This is a genomic window from Ferriphaselus amnicola (assembly GCF_000974685.2).
Lineage (GTDB): Bacteria > Pseudomonadota > Gammaproteobacteria > Burkholderiales > Gallionellaceae > Ferriphaselus > Ferriphaselus amnicola.
The window spans coordinates 388,901-409,410 of the sequence record NZ_AP018738.1 but is presented as its reverse complement, the minus strand read 5'-3'; the positions used below and the strand labels follow the sequence as shown (position 1 = coordinate 409,410).

The window sequence follows — 20,510 nt, the reverse complement described above, 5'->3', positions numbered from 1 at the left end:
TCATGCAACCTTACTTCCTTCCCTACATCGGCTACTTCCAGCTGATAGCAGCGGTGGACGTGTTTATCCTTTATGACAACACCAAATACACGAAAAAAGGCTGGATAAATCGCAATCGATTATTACTCAATGGCACAGACTCCACGTTCTCGCTGCCACTAAAACATGACTCAGATGACCTAGACATTTGCGAGCGTGAGCTAGCTACTGCCTTCAAGCGTGACAAATTACTAAACCAATTCATCGGCGCCTATCGACGCGCCCCATATTTCGAACAGACTATGCCGCTGCTCGACCAGATCGTGCGTTATGAGGACACGAATCTATTTCGCTTTTTGCACCACTCCATTACCAGAATCTGCCAGCAGCTAGGTATTACAACCACGATAGAAATATCCTCCAATGTTGCCATCGACCATACGCTACGGAGGCAAGCCAAGGTACTCGCACAGTGCGATGCGATGCACGCGAGTATCTACATAAACGCTATCGGCGGCGTCGATCTATACGAAAAAGAGGCTTTCCAAGAACGGGGCATCCAGTTGAATTTCATTCGCTCGAAACTGCCCGAATATGCTCAATTTGGCAATGCTTTCGTGCCGCACCTGTCCATCATAGACGTCATGATGTTCAACTCGCCTGATGTTATACAAAGCTATCTCTACAACGCCTATGAGCTCATCTGAATCCAGCTCGCTCGGACCGAACCCAGCAAGGAAAAACCATGAATCGTGAAAAATCGCCAACCTCTGTCGCGGCATCATTTCTGCTCAATCAATTCGCAGATCCAAGGTTCCAGGAAGCGCATGCACTGGCCGCGCAGGGCTCGATAGACTTGGCAGTGAAGATGTACTCCGAGATCAGCGACTCACAAGCAGAGCGACATTATCAAGATGCACTGGTACTCAAACAGCGGAATAACATTCAAGCGGCCGTAGCCTTTCTTGGGAAGGCTGTTTTAGCAGACCCTTTCGACATTCAGGCATGGATGGAGCTTGCCAACCTCCAAGCAGGTGCTGAGGCAGAGAGAGCCTGCCGCAAGGTGCTTGAGCTATCACCAGGAAACATCGCCGCCAGCGTCAAACTCGCCAATCTGCTCCTTGGCAAAAATCAACGGATCGCTGCTGCGCGCATACTCGCTGCCGCCCAGACCACGGCCGGCGATGATTTCAGCGCCATCTTCCCCTTAGCCAGTCTGGTTTGGCAATTAGGTGATTTCGCTACAGCAGAGCGCCATCTGCGCGACTGCATCCAACTGAATGTGAGCGATCTGCGTGCTTACCATATGCTGCTAGATCAGCTGCATCGTCAGGACAGACTTACCGATGCGGAACAGTTATGTCGTGACTATCTGATGTTCGACACTAAAAATACTCAGATGCGCATCTGGCTGGCACAGGTCCTTATCCGCCAACAACGCTGGGACGAAGCGAAAACCAACCTCACACAGCTATTGAACGAAGAGCCGAATTCGGTCCCGCTACGTAAACTATATGCGGACATGTTAGCCAAGTCGGGAGATACCGAAAACGCACTTGAATTACTTAAAGGGAACGTGAACATTAAACCCAACGATTCCGAGGTCTATCTCAATTGGGCTGACATGCAACACCAAGTCGGCGGCGATGCGGCGGCGTTCGATGTGTGTCAACTGGTTGCAAATAGCTTTAGCCGAGAAGGAGCTTGGGGGCTGAACTGCCTACCTGGTGACGTAGATAGTCGATTGACTTTCTATCAACTAGCAAGCATTGCCGAACAGTTCTGCACTGGAGAGCGCGCACTCATCGACCATACCGGATTAGACATTCAGAATGATTCGTTCGAGCTGGGGCAGATCGTCGAGTTATTTTGCATCGTGATCGGACAAGAGCACATAGACTACCTTGAGCACATTGCCTACCCCGCCCTTGCCGCGACGGAAGGCTTTGACAAACTCTTACAAGAGCGCTCCGTCACCTACAACATTTACACCACACCCGCCGACCTAAAACCTCTGCAAGGGTTTCTGCATAAGATCACTCAGCGCGGCATAAAGTACCGAATCAACGTCGAGCTTCTCGCTTTCTCGCAGGATATTTATCCTATCCTCACGCTCCCTATCATTGATCAGGTTAAACGATCTCTGGCACTAAAGTCCGTAGTAGTCATGGCCTTGCCTGATGCGATCATTTCCGGTTCGATTCATCGAGTGATCATGGATATGACGCCCTTTGAAACGGTGGCGTGTGCTATGCCTAGGATCAACTCTGAAGTCGCTTATCCAGAACTAAAGCGAATGCTATCCGACGATGCTGACTCTGGGCTCGACTCACGGATGTTTGTCCGCAAATCCATGACTGACTTCATCCACCCACAAAGCTACTCCGCCCTAGTCAGCGAAAACAACTGCCTCCGCTATCGCGACCACGGCAGCTACTACTCAGCTCAAAATTGGGTTCCACCTCCCTTGTGTTTCTATGCGAGGGCTGAAATGCTGGATCACATGATTCGCCATCCACTCTGCGGCGCTAACTCGATTGCGAGTTTCTATGCCATCGACCACGACTTTATCGACTCAGCGTTCCGTACCGAGAATCTTCGCCTCATTCAAGACAGCGATTATTTTTTCTGGGCCGAGTTCACCCACCCGGCCAGACACACTGACTTTCTCGCAGGCAGAAAAGCCGAGGACTACTATGCGCCTGAATCCACGAAGGAGATATTCAAGCATGAATTCAAGTGGGTTTATAGTGATTAGGGCGGCCGATACCACCAACCTCAGCTCATCTCTCAGGGGTAGCTAATCGTATGACATTGTCATCGCTCAAACTACCTGATGAGCTGAACTACATCGGCGTGTTCTTAACGCTGGAATGCAGTCTGAATTGCAGCTATTGCATCAACGATCCAGAGCAATCTGGACGGCGCAGCAGCTTATTCCCGATCGAGGCGAAGTCCGTCCGCAAGGGACTATCGCCCGCCGAATGGGCGACAGCGCTGAGCCGCATCCCCTTTCGTTCAGATCTCCCGATCACCCTTCAGGGTGGAGAACCCATGTTGTATTGGGGAGGCAAAGGCCTGGGGCTGATCTTGACCGAGGTGCCGCACTACTTCGATCTGCTAACGAATTTTGCGCTACAGCCGGACGTGTTCGTGCGCAATCTGAATGGACAGCAGGCGAAACTCCAGCGCGACGCACCGTATCCCTCGATTCGTGTGAGCTACCATGCCGATGAGATGAATCGGACTTGGCACGGTCGCGGCTTCGATGAGTTAGTGTCACGGTGCGAGGCACTCAAAGACCTTGGTTTTAAAGTCTCGTCCCTCAAGGCTGACAGCGATGTCGGTATCTACATGGTTGAGCACCCTGACAATGTCGTCACACCGGAGATGCGAGCGACGTATGCGGAACGTGTTCCATTTGAGACCAAGGAGTTCCTTGGAGTACATGCGGGCAAGCTTTACGGACGTTATCTATACCCGTTCTCGGCGGATCTGATTTCGCGTGGCATTCATCCGACCCCGCTTGCTTGCGAATGCAAGACCACCGAGCTACTCATCGATCCCATGGGCTTTATCTGGGGCTGTCACTTTTACCTGTATGACGCTTGGCGGCAGGGAGGCCTAGTGCAAGAGTTTGCCGCCATCGAGGCCGTGAATTTCCAATATATCCATCATGGTGCGCAGATATTCGCCGGGCGCCCCATCGCGCCGATCGGCCATATCCTTGACCCTGATTTCTCGATGGATAAGTTGGATACGTTCCGCCCTTGCTATCAGTACGGGCGTTGTATAGGCTGCGATACCAAGATCAAAAATGACCGTTTTCAAAGCTATGCGGATCGTGGTGTACCACACACCTCGGTGAAGATAAGGAATATTCGGATGCCTGCACACTTGCTGGGGAAGATAGAGAATCTGGAGCAGTGTCAGCCGTTCATCGACCCTTTGGCCTGGGATGAGAGTAAACATGGATAGCGAAAAACCTGTGTCCGCCGACAACCGGAAGCGCGTGCTCATCATCAAGCCGGGGTACAGCGAAACGCTGGATGCCGATACCAGCGGGATCGTCAGTCTGGGCGATATTCTACGTACGACGGTGATCCTGCATCTTTACCCACCTGAGCAGTACCACGTCACTTGGCTGGTCGATCAAAAGGGCGCTCCGCTGCTGCGAGGCAACCCTTTTATTGCGCGCGTGCTGGTGATCACGCCTTTCACACCACATCTGCTGCTCTCGGAGTGGTTCGACATCGTGATCAACTTTGAAAAGCAGCCAGATATCTGCGCAGTTTCGGATCGCATCCCCGCTTGGCGGCGCTACGGTTTCCGGCTCGACCATCAGACGCATACGGCCGTTTCTTACGATCATGCCGATGAAGCCCTGAGCTTCAGCACCAACCAAACGGCCAAACGCAGCAAAGCCAAATCATGGTCTTGCGTGTTGTACGAGATGCTCGGCCACCATTACGCTGGCCAACCCTATGTGTTGGGCTATCAGCCACATGTAGAGGTCATCCACGACATCGGACTGAATCATCTGATCGGTGCGAAATTTCCATTGAAGCGCTGGCCCGAAGCCAACTGGCAGGCGCTGTACGACGATCTGTCCGCAGACTACTCGGTGTGCTGGCAGCAGGGAACCAGCGATATTGAAAGCTATATCGACTGGATCGCCAGCTGCCGAGTTCTGGTCACCAACGATTCGCTCGGTCTGCACCTCGCGTTGGCGCTCGGCAAGCCAGTGATAGCGCTGTTCGGGCCGACCGTTGCCAGTGAAGTCGAAGGGGCGCGATTGGTCAACATCACGCCCGCCGTGTCGTGGGATTGCATCCCCTGTTTGGAGTCATCTTGCGTGCAAGCCTCGCCTTGTATGCAACATATCAGCGTGCCAACGGTGAGCGCCGCCGTGCGTGCCAAGATCGCAGGAGTCCGCTGAGTGCATCCTTTTGAACTCTATCGCAACATGTTGCGCATCCGTCGGGTCGAGGAGGCCATCGCGCAGCGCTACACGGCGCAGAACATGCGCTGTCCGGTGCATTTGTCCATCGGACAAGAAGGCGCGGCTGTCGGCGTGTGTCTGGCGTTGCAGACTAGCGATGGCGTGTTCAGCAACCATCGCGCCCATGCTCACTATCTGGCTAAAGGCGGCGATCTAGTTGCCATGCTGGCCGAGATTTACGGCCTGCAAAACGGCTGCTGTCATGGCGTCGGTGGCTCGATGCATATGATCGATTTGGCCGCAGGTTTTCTTGGTGCCGTACCCATCGTAGGCGCGACCGTTCCGCTGGCGGTGGGCACGGCCTGGGCAGCCAAATTGCGCGGAGAGAACACCGTGGTCGCGGTGTTCTTCGGCGATGGCACGTTCGAGGAAGGCGTGGTACACGAGTCCATCAATTTCGCATTGCTCCACGAACTGCCCATCTTATTCGTGTGTGAGAACAATCTATATGCCTGCTATACCCGACTCAACGAACGTCAACCTGCTCGCCCGATCCACGCCGTAGCGGCCGCTTATGGTTGCGAGAGTGTGCATGTCGCTGGTAACGATGTGCAGGCGGTGTTCGCTGCGGCACAGCAGGCCGTATCGCATCTGCGTGCGGGCGGGAAGCCGGTGTTCTTGGAGTGTTCGACCTACCGTTGGCGTGAGCATTGCGGTTCAGAATTCGACGATCATCTGGGCTACCGCCCTGAGGGCGAATTGGCGGAGTGGATGGCACATTGTCCGGTGCATCATCTGGCTGACATATTGCGGCAGACGGACGACGGCGCTCAGTTCGTCGCAATGGCTGAGCAGGCGATCACCGCTGAGATCGAAGCCGCTTTTGCACAGGCATTGGCCAGCCCGTTACCGGATCGCGCCGATCTGGCGGGGTATCTGTATGCGTAAGCTCTCGCAGGCGGAGGCGATCCGCGAAGCACTCGAACAGGCGATGAGTGAGGATGAACGCGTCATTCTGGTGGGCGAGGGCGTGCCCGATCCCAAGGGCATATTCGGCACCACCAGCGGCTTGCAGCAACGCTTTGGCAAGGCGCGTGTGTTCGATAGCCCACTTTCGGAGAACGGCATGACCGGTATTTGTATCGGCGCCGCCATCTCTGGGATGCGTCCGGTGATGGTGCATCAGCGCATCGACTTCGCCTTGTTGGCGATGGATCAGATCGTCAATAACGCCGCCAAATGGCGCTATATGTTCGCCGGACAGGTAAGTGTGCCCTTGGTGATCCGCGTGATCGTCGGACGTGGCTGGGGACCGGGGCCGCAGCACGCACAGAGCCTGCAAGCCTTGTTCGCCCATATCCCCGGACTGAAGGTCGTGATGCCGACCAGTGGGCGCGATGCCAAGGGAATGTTGTTAGCGGCGATCCGCGATGACAATCCGGTGATCTTCATCGAACACCGCTGGCTGCAAGGTATCGTCGATCACGTGCCGCAAGCGTCTTATGTCGTGCCGCTGGATAAGGCGCATGTCTGTCGCTCAGGCAAGGATGCCACGCTAGTCGCGTTCTCGTTCATGGTGGTCGAGGCCTTGCTGGCGGCCAAGGTGCTAGCCGAGTTCGGCATCGATCTCGAAGTGATCGACGCGCGCTCGGTGCGCCCCTTGGATATTCCAGCCTTCGCCGCCTCGGTGCGACGTACCGGTCGATTGATCGTGGCGGACACCGCGTGGAAGACGGGCGGCATCGCCGGAGAGGTGATCGCCAGTGTCACGGAGTGTGCCTTCGATGCCTTGCGCGCTGCGCCCTTGCGCATCGCACTGCCTGATCTTCCCGTGCCTACCTCGCACCATCTGACACGCGACTTTTATCCCGATGCGCTGCATATCGCGCGCGCGATCAGCGCGCATCTGGGGCGCGATATTCCCGATGAGGCGCTGGTCAGTCGGCTCGCCCGTTCAACACCACACGATGTTCCGCAACTGGAATTCCGTGGCCCATTCTGAAAGCGCCGCCATGTCAGATCGCTACGCCATCGATAGTCACAAGCTCATCTACCATCCGCAACGTGTCGCGCAATTCCTCGACGCGGGCGACGATTGGGCGCGCGCAAAAAGCGTCTATCCGCTGTATGTCGAGCTTTCTCCTGTGGGGGCCTGCAACCATCGCTGCACGTTTTGCGCAGTCGATTACATCGGCTACAAACCGACGCGATTGGCGCTGGAGGTGGTGGAGCGTTGCTTGGCCGAGATGGGGCGGCAGGGCGTGAAAAGCGTGATGTTCGCGGGCGAAGGTGAGCCGATGTTGCACAAGGACATCCATCGCATGGTGGTGGCTGCCGCCCAAGCTGGCATCGACACATCGATGACCACCAATGCCTCGGTGTTGTCCGAGGCTTTTGTCGAGCAAGCCTTACCGCACCTGTCGTGGATCAAGGCCTCGGTCAATGCAGGCACAGCAGAGACCTACGCCAATGTCCACCAAACCAAGGCCGCCGATTTTGACAAAGTGATTGCCAATCTGAAGCGCCTAGTGGACGCGCGACGAGCGCATGGTTATGCCTGTGTGCTGGGCGCACAGATTCTGCTGTTGCCGGAGAACGCCCACGAGATCGAAGGATTGGCACGTCTTTGCCGCGATGAGGTCGGTTTGGATTATTTGGTGGTTAAGCCTTATTCCCAGCATTCATATAGTCTGACCACCCAATATCAGGACGTGGCGTATCAGCAGTATCAGGCGCTGGGCGCACGATTGCGTGAGCTGAATACCGCCAATTTCAGCGTGGTGTTCCGCGACAACACCATGAAGAAACATGATGCGGGCGATGCGTCACGTTATCAGCGCTGTAACGCTACGCCTTTCTTCTGGGCTTACGTGATGGCCACCGGCGCGGTGTATGGTTGCAGCGCCTATCTGCTCGACCCGCGCTTCGAATACGGCAACCTGAACGATCAGTCCTTCAGTGATATTTGGGAAGGGGAGCGCCGCCGCGAGAATCTACGCTATGTACGCAGCGAGTTGGACATCCATCAGTGCCGTGTCAATTGCCGGATGGATGAGGTGAATCGCTATCTGGATCGCCTAATCCGGCAGGATGTGCCCCACATCAATTTCATCTAGATCGCCCTATGTTCCATTGGAAAAAACTTGGCAAAGTATTCACGCCACAGGAAGTCGAAGGGCGTAGCTGGCTGAAGGAGTTCGCTCAAGCGCCAGCGACATTGGTGTTCGACGACTTTGTGCGCGTCTATTTCTCCTGCCGTCCTCCGGCTGATGAGCATGGCCAGTACGTCAGCTATTCGGCCTATGTCGATTTGGAGCGTAGCGATCTGTTCAAAATACGTCATGTGGGCGAGCAGCCCATTCTGCCTTTGGGCGGCTTGGGCGAGTTCGACGAATTCGGTACCTATCCGGTATCGGTGACGCGCGAGGGTGACGAGGTGCGCGCCTATTACGCGGGTTGGACACGTTGTGAATCGGTGCCATTCAATGTCGCCATCGGTAGCGCGGTGAGCCACGATGACGGTCAGTCGTTCGCCAAGTTGGGTACGGGGCCGGTGCTGAGCTACAGCCCGGATGAGCCGTTCGTGTTGAGTGGGCCGAAGGTGCGCCGCTTCAACGAAAAGTGGCAATTGTTCTACATTGCAGGGCGAAAATGGAAGATGGTCGAGGGAAGAGCCGAGCCTATCTATAAGATTCGCATGGCAACTTCCGAGGATGGTATCCATTGGCATAAACTCAATCGTGACTTGATCGAAAGCCGCATCGAAGAAGATGAGGCTCAGGCCAGCCCAGATGTGTTCTACGCCAACGGCAAATACCACATGTTCTTTTGCTACCGCTACAGCAGTCATTATCGTGGCAAGCAAAACGGCTATCGGATCGGCTATGCCTCCAGCACGGACATGGTGAACTGGGTGCGCGACGATGCCAAGGCCGGCATCGACGTTTCAGAACAGGGCTGGGATGCGGAGATGATCAGCTATCCGCACGTATTTGAATTGGATGGTCGGATATACATGGCCTATCTTGGCGACCAAGTGGGGCGTTACGGCTTTGGCTTGGCAGTACTCGATGGAAAATTGGAGTAGGCGATGAAGTGGCAAAAGCTCGGCAAGATATTCGACCCGACTCAGCACACGCTGCCGAACGGTTGCGTGCAGTTCGCTCAATCGCCCCAAGCGTTGGTGTTCGACGACTTCGTGCGCATCTACTTTTCCACGCGGGCGGTCGATACGAATGGCAAGTTCCTAAGCCATATCGCTTTCGTCGATATGCGGAAGAACCTGCGCGAGGTGATCCGCGTCTCCGATCAAACGGTGATCCCGCTCGGTGGCTTGGGATGTTTCGACGAGCATGGCATTTTCCCGATGAGCGTGCTGCGCCACGGCGATTCGGTGTACGGCTATACCTGTGGCTGGAATCGCCGAGTATCGGTGTCGGTGGATACGGCCATCGGCCTAGCCATCAGCCATGACGATGGACTGACTTTCCAACGGATCGGCGATGGCCCCGTGCTGGCGGCTTCAATGCAAGAACCTTGCTTGGTCGGCGATGGCTTCGTCAAGGTCATCAATAGCGTGTTCCACATGTGGTACATCTTCGGCACCGGTTGGCATAAATACGCGCCTGACGCCGCACCTGATCGCACCTATAAGATCGGCCACGCGACTTCGAAAGATGGCATCACCTGGGTGAAGGAGGAGGCTCGCCGCATCATCTCGGACAAGTTGGGCCCAGACGAGAGTCAGGCGCTGCCTACGGTGATCGGCATCTCCGGTCGTCATCACATGTTCTTTTGTTATCGAGAGTCGTTCGATTTTCGTCTGGGGAAGGGGCGCGGCTATCGCATCGGCCACGCTTGGTCGGACGACTTGACGAACTGGACACGCGATGACGATGATCCACTGCTGGAAGGTAAGCTGGGCGAGTGGGATAGCGACATGCAATGTTACCCGCATGTATTCGAGTGCGATGGTCGCATCTATCTGCTCTATAACGGCAACCAGTTCGGCCGCTATGGCTTTGGTTTGGCCGAGTTAGAAATATGAGCCAGCGTCTTCGATTCGCGTCGAATGAGGCTGGTGCGGCACAAATTGCCGCTCACTTTCGTGAGTGTGATACGGTCTTTGTGCCACCGCTAAGCGGGCGAGTGGACATCGACGACTATGCACATAAGATCGTCACCCACGGACAGCGCTTCGAGGCCTGGAGCGGCGAGGTGTTAGTTGGCTTGGTGGCGGTGTATTGCAATGCGTCAGATAAGCGCACAGCGTTCATTACCAGTGTCAGCACACTGCCGAGTTGGCAAGGCCAAGGAGTCGCGGCACACGTGTTACGTGATTGCATCGCTCATGTGCGAACGCAGGACTTCGCGCGTATCGAACTAGAAGTGGATGGTGATAATCTTGCTGCGTTGTCGCTATACGAAAAGAGCGGATTCATGCGAAGCCACGCGAGCCGCCATCCGACGACCATGACACTGGATTTACGAAAGGATGGATAGATGAGCCAGCAACGTGATTACAACATCGAGATCCGCGATACCCGTGATCATCAGTATGCCTACGGTTTTGATTTCGACGTGATGCACCCGTACATGATGCGCTCGTTTGAACCGTTCTTCAGGGTGGGCAGTTTGTTGGAATTGGGGAGTTTCAAGGGCGATTTCACTCGCCGCTTTCTCACCCATTTTGATGATATCACCTGCGTCGAGGCTTCCGGAGAGGCCATCGCGGAAGCTAAACAAAAGCTGGGTACTCAGGTCAGTTACATCCATTCGCAGTTCGAGACCGCGCCCCTGCCCAAGCGTTACGACAACATCGTGCTGACTCATGTGTTGGAGCACCTCGATAACCCAGTGCGCGTGCTGCGCCGTATCAACGACGAGTGGCTGGCCGATGGCGGGAGATTCTTTTTGGTCTGCCCAAACGCCAATGCGCCTTCGCGCCAGATCGCGGTGAAGATGGGCTTGATCTCGCACAACACGGCAGTCACACCAGCCGAAGCCGAACATGGGCATCGCTGTACTTATACGCTAGACACGTTAGAACGAGATGCGGTCGCGGCGGGATTGCGCGTCGTCCATCGCTCCGGCATCTTCTTTAAAGCCTTAGCCAACTTCCAATGGGATCGGCTACTTCAAACCGACATCATCTCCCCAGAGTATCTAGAGGGCTGTTACCAGCTTGGGCAGCGGTATCCCGATCTCTGCTCCAGTATCTTTTTGCTGTGCGAGCAAGGCGACTGATCGTCGAATTCTCTGCCCCCCTCACCCGCATCACAAAAAGTCAGCCACACATCCCCTGTGAGCGGCCTGATTTAAGTTGGACGCTAAGCTCATCGAACCTTGCTCCACCCGCTGGCAGGTTGCCCCATTAGCCAGCCTTATAGTAATCTGCCTGTCCGTCAAATGCTGTACTCCCATTCAGGACCGTCCCTTGCCATGACGACAGAAAAACTACGGGTATTGTTGGTTGAAAGTGCTCCGACCGATGCCCAAAAGACCTTGAGCAAACTCGCGCTGAGCGGCTATCTGGTCGAGCATCTGCGGGTTGATTCCGCCGAAGGGATGAAACGCGCACTGGCCGAACACCCCTTGGACTTAATCCTGTGCAGCTATGATCCGCCCGGCTTCGGCGGCCTTGAGGCGTTGCACGTGCTACATGACTCGGGTATCGACCTGCCCTTTTTGTTCCTCTCCCATGATCTACGCGAAAAGACCATCATCCACGCCATGCATTCGGGCGCAGATGACTACATCCTTAAGGGCAGCTTGAATCGACTGGCACCATCGATAGAACATAATCTACGTGAGGCGCGTATCCGCCGCGAGCACCGAGAAGCACAGATTGCCCTGCAAGAAAATCAGATCCGACTGCATGCTTTCATCGCCAACTTGCCCGGACTGACCTATCAGATCTTGCAGACCGATGACGGCAAGCTGCACTTCCCCTATGTCAGCGAAGGTTGCCACGCTCTGCTCGGCATCAACCATGAAGCTTTGGAGCAGGACGGTAATCTGTTTCACCAAATGTTGCACAGCGATGATCGCGCCAGCTATTTCGAGTCCATGCAGCAATCGCTACAGCAAATGAGTTTCTGGAACTGGGAAGGACGCATCCAGCTGCCACCCGGCAATGAAGTGAAATGGGTCAACCTGCGCTGCACTCCTCGCCAGCTCGAAACCGGTAATGTGCTGTGGGAAGGCATCATGTTCAACATCACCCAAAGTAAGCTGGCCGAGATCGAGATCAACCGCTCGCGCGAACAGCTACGAGCGCTTTCCATGCACGTGCAAGATGTGCGTGAAGAGGAACGGCTCAACATTGCCCGCGAAGTACACGACAATCTGGGCAGTTTGCTCACCGCCATCAAGCTCGACATCGCTTGGTTAGGCGGACGATTAAGCGGCGAAGGTCACAAGTTAGCCGAAAAAGCACAAGACATCGCAAGCACCACCGATAAGTGCATCGCCGCCGCCCGCGACATCTCTCGTACCTTACGCCCCAGCGTGTTGGATAATTTCGGCATCGTCGCCGCCATCGAAATGGAGGCTGGCGAATTCGAGCGCCGCACGGGTATTCCCTGCAAACTGGAGCAACTGGACGATGCCATCAGCCTCTCGCCCGAGGTGTCGATCGCGCTGTTCCGCATCTTGCAGGAAGCACTCAACAACATCATCAAACACGCTCGTCGCGCCAACGAAGTCAAGGTCAAACTCATCAACGGTAACGAATGTATCGATTTGATGGTGAGCGACAATGGTTGTGGTATCGCCCAGCGCGATAGACAAAAGCCGCGCTCTTTTGGACTGCGTGGTATCCAAGAACGAGTGTCGCACTTTGGCGGCGATCTGCGTATCGACAGCGCACCAGGAAAAGGTACTACTATTGCAGTCTGTATCCCGCATAATCCGGAGCCGCGCGATTTGAGTTCGCTTGTAATGCCGCAACAAACTTTGTTCTAAGGACCATCATGCTGAATACCGTGAAGATTCTCGTCGTTGACGACCACGCCATCCTACGCAAGGGGCTGAAACAAATCCTAGATGACACGCCCGACCTGCGCGTCACGGGCGAGGCCGGCAGTGGCATGGAAGCCATCCAGCAAGTTCAGAGCGAAGAGTTCGACATGGTGTTGCTGGACATCAGCATGCCGGACAAGCACGGTATCGATGTGCTCAAGCAGATCAAGCAGATCCATCCCAACTTACCTGTACTGATGCTGAGCATGCATGCGGAAGACCAGTACGCGCTGCGCTCGATCAAGACCGGCGCGGCGGGATATCTGAATAAACAAAGCGCGCCAGCGCAACTGGTTACAGCCATCCGCCAAGTCGCCAGCGGCAAGAAATACATCAGCAGTGAACTTGCGGAGCAACTCGCCGAAGGTTTGACCCAAGGCTACCAAGAGTTGCTGCACCAAAAACTTTCCAACCGCGAATACCAGACGTTGTGCTTGATGGCCTCAGGCAAGACGCTCACCGAGATCGGCGAAGCCATGTCGCTCAGCGTCAAGACAGTCAGTGTTTATCGCGCTCGTCTTCTGGAGAAGATGAATCTGCGCAACAACGCCGAGGCCATCCATTACGCCATCAGCAACCACCTGCTCGAATAACAGCGAGAAAGCCGCGCTATTCACAACTTGTTCCCAGTTGCGATTGGCCATAATTGGTGCCCTCTGAAGCGACGAGCTCCGTCGTGACATGCAGATGCTCGGCGTTCTCCCATAAGGGAAGTCCATCTGCCTTCTGAAGGAAATTGATGATGCCCGCACTCCCATCCACACCGACCACTCAACGCAACGATCCCTGCCCTTGTGGTAGCGGTAAGAAATTCAAGCATTGTTGTATTTCCAAGCAGACACTCCAACCCGCGAACAACACCGACCTCATTACGCTGTTTCAACTCGCCGTTCGCTCCTTTGAGCGAGGACAGCTAGATCAAGCCGCTACGGAGTTCCGTAAGATTCTTGAGGTTAAGAAAACTCATGCCGATGCGATTCACTATCTTGGACTGATTGACTACCAACAAGGCAAAACTGATAGCGGGATTGCTTTGTTAGTTCGGTCGCTGACGCTCGACCCAGAAAATGCCTCCTTCTTAAGCAACTTAGGCGCAGCCTATAACGAAACTGGGCGATTCAAGGAGGCGATCCCAGTGCTACGCAAGGCGATCCATCGCAACCCGGAATACGCTAACGCACACAGCAATCTAGGTATGGCGCTCCAGCACGCAGGGGAGTTCGACTCGGCCATCTCATCTTACCGACGTGCCATCGCGTTGACCCCGAATCATGCCAATGCACTATACAACCTAGGAGTTTTATTATTCTCTCAAGATCAGTTCAGTGAAGCGATCATCACCCTACTTAAAGTGGTCGAACTTGTACCGCAACACGCCGATTGCATTTTCCATCTGGGATTACTGTCGGACAAGATGGGCGACCCCAGCAATGCTATCGATCTGATAAGCCATGCCATTTCTCTGGCTTCGAATCAGCCGATCTATCACCTTAACCTAGCGTTGATCTACGACAAGAAAGGCATGCCCGAGCGAACCATCGAGCACATGAAACTAGCCGCCGCGCTTCCCATTCCCCATACGGCCACGATCCTCGGTGAGATTGGCTTGTTATACGCCAAATTAGGGCGATTCTCAGAGGCGCTGTCCTATGCAAAAGAGGCGTTAACACTCAACTCAGAATTGCTCTCCGGCCATCTAGCATTAGGATTGACCAACTACGCAACGGGCCACGAAGAAGAGGCCATCGCCCACTACCAAATTGCGACCAAGCTGGCTCCAAACAATGCAACGATCCAAAGCGATCTGCTGTTCTTCCTACTTCGCAGCCGGAAAATCGACGATCAGGCTCTGTTCAATGCCCACTTAGAGTTCGCCAGAACATTTGAGCAGCCACTCAAAAAGCTCTGGAAAAAGCAGAGCAACTCCACGTCCTCAGATCGAAAATTAAAGATAGGCTACGTCTCCGCCGACTTTTGCGATCACTCGGTCGCCATGTTCATTCGCCCCATCTTGGCCCATCATGATCGACACGACTTCACCGTGTATTGCTACTACAACCATACACGGCAGGATGCAGTTTCCCAAGAGCTTAAGAGCTATGCTGACCACTGGAGACCCTGCCTGCAACTCAGTGATGACGAGCTTTTTGCCCAGATCCAACGTGACGAGATCGACATTCTTATTGACCTTTCAGGACACACTGCACTTAATCGGCTATTGGTCTTTGCTCGGAAACCCGCACCGATTCAAATTACATGGTTAGGCTACGCGGGCACGACCGGCCTCAGTAGCATGGACTATCGCTTCACCGATCAGTATCTCGACCCACCCGGCATGACCGATCAGTTCCACTCGGAGCAACTCATTCGTCTATCGGCTTCATATACTTTTGGCCTGCACTTTCAGCCACCGGAAGTCACTCCCTTGCCCGCGCTTTCAGGCCAAGCATTTACCTTTTCCTGCCTCAATGCGCACTCCAAAATCTCGGACGAGAACATTGCACTATGGGCAGAAATACTCAAACGTACGCCTGGATCACGCATCATGTTTGGCAATTCCGAAGAGGAAGCTGTGCAACACAGGCTAATCAATACATTTGCCTCGTACGGCATCGATGCCAGTCGCCTGATCTTGAAACCCCGAGTCACCACTTACGACTTCCTAGCATTGCACCAATCGATCGATGTCGCGCTGGACCCGTTTCCTTACAATGGCGGCACAACCACAGTATTGGCGACACTGATGGGCGTGCCAGTCATCACGCTCTCCGGCTCGCGTACAGTTTCGCGCTGCGGCGCCGGAATAATGGGAGCGGTCGGACTTTCCGACTGGGTGGCCACAAGCCCAGATCAATATGTCTCGATCGCAATCAAGTATTTTCATGACTTAGAAGCGCTTTCACGCATACGCCAAAGCCTACGTGATCGATGGCACCAAAGCTCAGTAGGCAATCCAGCGGCCTACACGCAAGAAATCGAATCGACCTATCGACAACTTTGGAGCCACTGGTGCTCGCAGCAAACGCAGAAAGCGCCTGAAAAATAGGCTAGTATTCTCCAGCTATTCGTCAGATACTCAACCTGAGAATCCATTGAAAATTCGACCATTGATAGTCGCTCATCGAAGAAAATGAACAATCCCGCAGAGATCGCCCGCGAAACCCTCAAGTTACTCGCTTCACGCAAACTTGCAGCGACGCCCAATAACTACACTGCGGTGTACCAAGAAATTAGCGGCGAGCCAGTCGAGGCGAGCGGAGCAGAAACGATTTTGGTCGGAGTTGCACAGCGGTTAGTCAAAGAGTCCCCTAAGACCAGCGCCATCGGAAAGTCCCTCAAACAAGCCATTTCCAGCCGAGATTGGGCGCGCTGTCAAAATGAGCTACAGCATTTTTTGTTCCCTCCTGCTGAGCAGACTAAGGCTGCACCTCTCGCATGGTCTGATCTCATCCGTGATCTGTTACGACAGTTGGAAACTACGCACAAGGGCCTCACCATTGCGCGCAAGAGGGAAGGTCTAGAAACCGTCCTAGGACGATTCAGCTCCGACCCCGCCGTACTATCAGAAAAGCTACAAGGATTGATCAGATCATGGTCTAGCGGCCAAACCGAAACACTCGACGCCAAGGTAAGCAATGAAACAGAGATTACCGCGCCCCAACTCAGCGCTGCCCCCGCAGTCATAGACACAGCATCTCCCGGAGCGACCATGCCCAATCTGGCCGACCACGCATTACTTGGTCAACTGGGCGAACTGTTGGCACAGACGCTGGAAAGTACATTGCAATTACATCCAGAACTATCGGGGGAAGTCACGGCATTGATCGGGCAAGTCCGTACCGCCCACAGTCACGATCAGATTAATCAATTAGCAGAAAAATTGCGCCACTTTTGGCTGCACATGGAGCTACATGGCGGCGACAAAATCAAGGTGCAAGAAGGTTTGATCCGCTTGTTGCGGATGCTAGTAGAAAACGTCAGCGAGTTGGTTGCCGATGATAAATGGCTGCACGGACAAATTGGCATGTTCCAAGAAATCATCGCCAACCCCATCGATAAGCACATCATTGCCGATGCTGAACGTAGTCTGCGAGATGCCATCATCAAACAAGGGCTATTGCAACAAAGCTTAACTGACGCCAAGAGCACGTTAAAAACGCTAATGTCGAGCTTCATCGACCGTTTAGGTGAACTGACCGACACTACTGGCGAATACCACACAAAAATGGAGAGCTACAGCCAAAAGATCGGCGGCACAGACAATCTGGCGGAGCTTGGCCACATCCTTGATGACATCATGCAGGACACACGTACTATTCAGGAAAGCGCCTTACGTTCGCGTGACGAACTGCTGGCCACCCGCAAGCAAGCGGATGAAGCCGAGCGCCGCATCCATGAGTTGGAAACCGAGCTAGAACATGTGAGTGAGTTAGTGCGGGAAGACCAACTCACTGGGGCGCTCAACCGGCGCGGCCTTGACGAGATCATGGAGCGCGAATACAAACGAGCTGATCGCAACCCTACACCCATCATCATCGCACTACTCGACGTGGACAATTTCAAGCGTCTTAATGACACTCTTGGTCATCAAGCGGGGGATCAAGCCCTCATTCATCTCGCCAGTGTCATCAAAGACGCCCTGCGCCCCAGCGACTCCGTCGGACGCTACGGTGGTGAAGAGTTCATCATCGTGCTTCCCGACACCGCTTTGGAGGAAGGTATCGCCACCATCTCGCGTCTCCAGCGCGAACTGACCAAGCGCTTTTTCATGCACAACAATGAGCGTCAGCTCATCACTTTTAGCGCAGGCGTGGCACTACGCAGCGAGAACGAAACAGCGGATGACACGATCGCCCGCGCTGATCAGGCAATGTACCTCGCCAAGCAGACCGGCAAAAATCGTGTGGTAGCGGCGGACTAATCCCGCTTTCTAATCACTCGCTTAAATAGTTCATCCCAACTATAAAGTTTGACGAGAAAGCACCGATAACTAGCTCATCAGTAGTTGATTAAGTCTAGAAAACCAAGACACAACTGCAGTGAACGGTGGAACACACCGGAGTTTGAAATCAAAGTTAAGGAGAACCAAAATGGCTTCCTATATCAACACCAACATCGCCGCCTTGAATGCACAACGCAACCTGACCCAATCTCAGGGTGCGCTGAATACTTCGCTGCAACGCCTGTCTTCCGGCTTGCGCGTGAACAGCGCCAAGGACGATGCAGCAGGGCTGGCCATCGCCGAGCGCATGAATGCGCAAATCAAGGGGTTGAATGTTGCGGTACGCAATGCCAACGATGGCATTTCTCTAGCCCAGACCGCTGAAGGTGCACTTGGCATCATCGGCAACAATCTGCAGCGGATGCGTGAACTGGCGGTACAAGGAGCCAACTCCACAGCGTCGGGCGACTTGACTTCGCTAGACTCTGAGTACAAGCAACTCGCCGCTGAAAATACGCGCGTAATCGGCGCAACAAAATTCAACGGCACTTCGCTGCTGAATGCTGCTGCCACGCTGTCGTTCCAGATTGGCGCAAACGCTGCCGACACGGTTTCGGTCACCACCACCGTCGTTGCGATGACAGGAACCACTTTGGGAACCACTACAGCATTGGCTTCGGCACAAATCACCTTGCTGGATGCTGACATCGCCACCATCAACTCGACTCGTGCAACCTTTGGCTCCACTCAGTCTCGGTTCGAAGCGATCATCAGCAACGTATCCAATGCCGCAGAGAACCTGACCGCTGCCCGCAGTCGCATCATGGACACTGACTACGCCGCAGAAACTGCCAACTTGACTCGCGCCCAGATTCTGCAACAAGCAGGCACTGCGATGCTGGCACAAGCCAACACCGCCCCGAACAGCGTGATGTCTTTGTTGCGCTAGGCTAAGTTGGTTTAATTATCGAACTGAACCCTAAGTATTTTAGCGCAAGAACCGATAATAGATTCAACAGCGATTGCTTATGCAGACCAAAGCATAATCGCAGTGATTAATGTAAAGGAGAACGAAAATGGCTTCCTATATCAACACCAATATTGCGGCTCTGAACGCACAGCGCAACCTTAATAGCTCCCAAGGTGCCTTGAACACATCACTGCAACGCCTGTCTTCTGGCCTTCGCGTGAATAGCGCCAAAGACGATGCAGCAGGACTAGCCATCGCCGAGCGCATGAACGCCCAGATCAAGGGACTGAATGTTGCGGTGCGCAATGCCAACGACGGCATCTCACTTGCTCAGACTGCTGAAGGCGCGCTTGGTATCATCGGTAACAATTTGCAGCGGATGCGTGAATTGGCAGTGCAGGCGTCTAACGCCACTGCCTCCGGCGACTTGGCTTCCCTGAATTCTGAGTATCAGGCACTGGATGCAGAAAACCTTCGCGTGCTTGGAGCTAGCAAATTCAACGGACAGGTTTTGTTGACCGGCGGCACCTCGCTGACCTTCCAGATCGGTGCAAATAATGCCGAAACGATTACTGTGACCACGGGTTCGCTATCGACTGCTGCTGGTAGTGGTGTGATTGCGACAGCAGCTGGCTTGGCTTCGACCGCTGCCGCCCAGACCGAAATCACCACGATGGATACAGCGATAGGTAACATCAACTCGCTACGCGCAACCTTTGGTGCCACCCAGTCGCGCTTCGAGGCTATCATCAGCAACGTATCTAATGCTGCAGAGAACCTGACTGCTGCTCGCAGCCGCATCATGGACACTGATTACGCTGCAGAAACAGCCAACCTGACTCGCGCGCAGATTCTGCAACAAGCTGGCACCGCGATGTTGGCACAGGCGAACACCGCCCCCAATAGCGTGATGTCTCTGTTACGCTAAACTGGTTAGGCTGGTAGCTAAAAATCCCAGCCGAAACCGATGTTTCGGCTGGGATTTTGGTTAAAGGAGAAGCAAAATGTACATCCAGAATGCGACAACTAGTGTATCCAAGTCAGGATGGGCTGGCGTAGAGGGGGTAAATCCCTCGCCCCCAGCGGCATCTTCGACTGAGGCACAGAGCGCCACTGCCGTAACGCAAAAATCAGTCGAGCCCACTCCAGCTCAACTGCAAGGTGCGGTGGACAAGATCAACAGTTCAATGAAGGAGATCAACTCCAATCTGCAATTCAGCATTGATAACGACACGAAACGTGTTGTCGTTAAAGTCGTTGAATCAAAGACTGGAGAAGTAATCAAGCAATTCCCCTCCGAAGAGGCACTTTCTATAGCTAAGGCTATAGACCGCTTCCAGCAGGGATTGCTCGTTAAGCAAAGTGCGTAACGAAGAAAGGTAAGGGTACTCATCATGGCAACCACTACTAGTATCACTTCGGGTGGCATGATAGATGTTAATGGCTTGGTCACCTCGCTGATGGGCGTTGAAAGACGTCCGGTCACTTTGTTGACCGCCAAGCAAACTAGCTATCAGGCCAAGCTGTCTGCAATGGGAAATATCAAGAGCGCAGTCTCTGCATTCCAGACTACCGTTGGCTCAATGGCGAGTGCCAGCAGCTTCCAGACGACCTCTGCCACTTCCGGCGACACTTCGGTGTTTTCGGCAACGGCA

18 protein-coding genes and 1 pseudogene are annotated in these 20,510 nt (G+C 54.2%); all 19 read left to right on the top strand.

Translation table 11 applies throughout. The annotated features are described in order from the left end of the window. Positions 1-2 precede the first annotated feature (2 nt). The gene (locus OYT1_RS01865; RefSeq protein WP_197714102.1) at positions 3-686 is read left to right on the top strand and encodes a WbqC family protein; all 684 of its coding nucleotides are present in this window, start codon (positions 3-5) and stop codon (positions 684-686) included. Between the two features lie 38 nt (positions 687-724). Further along, a complete protein-coding gene (locus OYT1_RS01860) occupies positions 725-2,737 on the top strand; it encodes a tetratricopeptide repeat protein (protein ID WP_062625600.1) in 2,013 nt (670 codons plus the stop codon). A gap of 50 nt (positions 2,738-2,787) precedes the next feature. Further along, entirely contained in the window at positions 2,788-3,957 is a 1,170-nt protein-coding gene (locus OYT1_RS01855) for a radical SAM protein (protein WP_062625601.1), read from the top strand. Next, positions 3,950-4,918 (top strand): glycosyltransferase family 9 protein, encoded by a 969-nt coding sequence (locus OYT1_RS01850; protein WP_062625602.1) that lies wholly within the window; start codon positions 3,950-3,952, stop codon positions 4,916-4,918. The genes OYT1_RS01855 and OYT1_RS01850 overlap by 8 nt, the downstream gene beginning before the upstream one ends. Then, on the top strand, positions 4,919-5,869 hold the full coding sequence (locus tag OYT1_RS01845; protein ID WP_197714101.1) for a thiamine pyrophosphate-dependent dehydrogenase E1 component subunit alpha: 951 nt from the start codon (positions 4,919-4,921) through the stop codon (positions 5,867-5,869). It abuts the gene before it with no gap. Next, positions 5,862-6,923, top strand: coding sequence for an alpha-ketoacid dehydrogenase subunit beta (locus OYT1_RS01840; protein WP_062625603.1), 1,062 nt, complete (start codon positions 5,862-5,864; stop codon positions 6,921-6,923). Before OYT1_RS01845 ends, OYT1_RS01840 begins: the two co-directional genes overlap by 8 nt. A 10-nt stretch (positions 6,924-6,933) precedes the next feature. Then, positions 6,934-8,037 carry a radical SAM protein gene (locus OYT1_RS01835; protein ID WP_062625604.1) on the top strand — a complete coding sequence of 368 codons (1,104 nt, stop codon included), beginning with the start codon at positions 6,934-6,936 and terminating at the stop codon, positions 8,035-8,037. 8 nt (positions 8,038-8,045) lie between these two features. Further along, positions 8,046-9,008 (top strand): glycoside hydrolase family protein, encoded by a 963-nt coding sequence (locus tag OYT1_RS01830; protein WP_062625605.1) that lies wholly within the window; start codon positions 8,046-8,048, stop codon positions 9,006-9,008. Between the two features lie 3 nt (positions 9,009-9,011). Continuing rightward, positions 9,012-9,968 carry a glycoside hydrolase family protein gene (locus OYT1_RS01825; RefSeq protein WP_062625606.1) on the top strand — a complete coding sequence of 319 codons (957 nt, stop codon included), beginning with the start codon at positions 9,012-9,014 and terminating at the stop codon, positions 9,966-9,968. Beyond that, complete coding sequence (locus OYT1_RS01820) at positions 9,965-10,423, top strand: GNAT family N-acetyltransferase (protein ID WP_062625607.1); 459 nt, start codon at positions 9,965-9,967, stop codon at positions 10,421-10,423. Before OYT1_RS01825 ends, OYT1_RS01820 begins: the two co-directional genes overlap by 4 nt. Next, a complete protein-coding gene (locus OYT1_RS01815) occupies positions 10,424-11,167 on the top strand; it encodes a class I SAM-dependent methyltransferase (RefSeq protein ID WP_062625608.1) in 744 nt (247 codons plus the stop codon). Between the two features lie 195 nt (positions 11,168-11,362). Next, positions 11,363-12,886, top strand: a complete 1,524-nt coding sequence (locus OYT1_RS01810; protein WP_062625609.1) for a hybrid sensor histidine kinase/response regulator — start codon at positions 11,363-11,365, stop codon at positions 12,884-12,886. A gap of 8 nt (positions 12,887-12,894) precedes the next feature. Continuing rightward, the gene (locus OYT1_RS01805) at positions 12,895-13,536 is read left to right on the top strand and encodes a response regulator (protein WP_062625610.1); all 642 of its coding nucleotides are present in this window, start codon (positions 12,895-12,897) and stop codon (positions 13,534-13,536) included. A 146-nt stretch (positions 13,537-13,682) separates the two neighbouring features. Next, positions 13,683-15,989 (top strand): O-linked N-acetylglucosamine transferase family protein, encoded by a 2,307-nt coding sequence (locus tag OYT1_RS01800; RefSeq protein ID WP_084611891.1) that lies wholly within the window; start codon positions 13,683-13,685, stop codon positions 15,987-15,989. Between the two features lie 84 nt (positions 15,990-16,073). Further along, positions 16,074-17,864 carry a GGDEF domain-containing protein gene (locus OYT1_RS01795; RefSeq protein WP_062625612.1) on the top strand — a complete coding sequence of 597 codons (1,791 nt, stop codon included), beginning with the start codon at positions 16,074-16,076 and terminating at the stop codon, positions 17,862-17,864. A gap of 169 nt (positions 17,865-18,033) precedes the next feature. Continuing rightward, a complete protein-coding gene (locus OYT1_RS01790; protein ID WP_062625613.1) occupies positions 18,034-18,834 on the top strand; it encodes a flagellin N-terminal helical domain-containing protein in 801 nt (266 codons plus the stop codon). 127 nt (positions 18,835-18,961) lie between these two features. Further along, positions 18,962-19,783, top strand: a complete 822-nt coding sequence (locus tag OYT1_RS01785; RefSeq protein WP_062625614.1) for a flagellin N-terminal helical domain-containing protein — start codon at positions 18,962-18,964, stop codon at positions 19,781-19,783. 76 nt (positions 19,784-19,859) lie between these two features. Then, positions 19,860-20,225: a flagellar protein FlaG gene (locus OYT1_RS01780; protein ID WP_062625615.1), complete on the top strand. Its 366-nt coding sequence runs from the start codon at positions 19,860-19,862 to the stop codon at positions 20,223-20,225. Positions 20,226-20,249: 24 nt separating this feature from the next. Beyond that, positions 20,250-20,510 (top strand): annotated as a pseudogene (locus tag OYT1_RS14050) (flagellar cap protein FliD N-terminal domain-containing protein); the annotation flags it as partial.

What these genes read in the sequence shown, in the direction of transcription:
- OYT1_RS01860 (WP_062625600.1), top strand. Translation starts at nt 725, where the DNA reads ATGAATCGTGAAAAATCGCCAACCTCTGTCGCGGCATCATTTCTGCTC.
- OYT1_RS01865 (WP_197714102.1), top strand. Translation starts at nt 3, where the DNA reads ATGCAACCTTACTTCCTTCCCTACATCGGCTACTTCCAGCTGATAGCA.
- OYT1_RS01820 (WP_062625607.1), top strand. Translation starts at nt 9,965, where the DNA reads ATGAGCCAGCGTCTTCGATTCGCGTCGAATGAGGCTGGTGCGGCACAA.
- OYT1_RS01800 (WP_084611891.1), top strand. Translation starts at nt 13,683, where the DNA reads ATGATGCCCGCACTCCCATCCACACCGACCACTCAACGCAACGATCCC.
- OYT1_RS01785 (WP_062625614.1), top strand. Translation starts at nt 18,962, where the DNA reads ATGGCTTCCTATATCAACACCAATATTGCGGCTCTGAACGCACAGCGC.
- OYT1_RS01855 (WP_062625601.1), top strand. Translation starts at nt 2,788, where the DNA reads ATGACATTGTCATCGCTCAAACTACCTGATGAGCTGAACTACATCGGC.
- OYT1_RS01840 (WP_062625603.1), top strand. Translation starts at nt 5,862, where the DNA reads ATGCGTAAGCTCTCGCAGGCGGAGGCGATCCGCGAAGCACTCGAACAG.
- OYT1_RS01795 (WP_062625612.1), top strand. Translation starts at nt 16,074, where the DNA reads ATGAACAATCCCGCAGAGATCGCCCGCGAAACCCTCAAGTTACTCGCT.
- OYT1_RS01780 (WP_062625615.1), top strand. Translation starts at nt 19,860, where the DNA reads ATGTACATCCAGAATGCGACAACTAGTGTATCCAAGTCAGGATGGGCT.
- OYT1_RS01825 (WP_062625606.1), top strand. Translation starts at nt 9,012, where the DNA reads ATGAAGTGGCAAAAGCTCGGCAAGATATTCGACCCGACTCAGCACACG.
- OYT1_RS01835 (WP_062625604.1), top strand. Translation starts at nt 6,934, where the DNA reads ATGTCAGATCGCTACGCCATCGATAGTCACAAGCTCATCTACCATCCG.
- OYT1_RS01815 (WP_062625608.1), top strand. Translation starts at nt 10,424, where the DNA reads ATGAGCCAGCAACGTGATTACAACATCGAGATCCGCGATACCCGTGAT.
- OYT1_RS01830 (WP_062625605.1), top strand. Translation starts at nt 8,046, where the DNA reads ATGTTCCATTGGAAAAAACTTGGCAAAGTATTCACGCCACAGGAAGTC.
- OYT1_RS01850 (WP_062625602.1), top strand. Translation starts at nt 3,950, where the DNA reads ATGGATAGCGAAAAACCTGTGTCCGCCGACAACCGGAAGCGCGTGCTC.
- OYT1_RS01790 (WP_062625613.1), top strand. Translation starts at nt 18,034, where the DNA reads ATGGCTTCCTATATCAACACCAACATCGCCGCCTTGAATGCACAACGC.
- OYT1_RS01805 (WP_062625610.1), top strand. Translation starts at nt 12,895, where the DNA reads ATGCTGAATACCGTGAAGATTCTCGTCGTTGACGACCACGCCATCCTA.
- OYT1_RS01810 (WP_062625609.1), top strand. Translation starts at nt 11,363, where the DNA reads ATGACGACAGAAAAACTACGGGTATTGTTGGTTGAAAGTGCTCCGACC.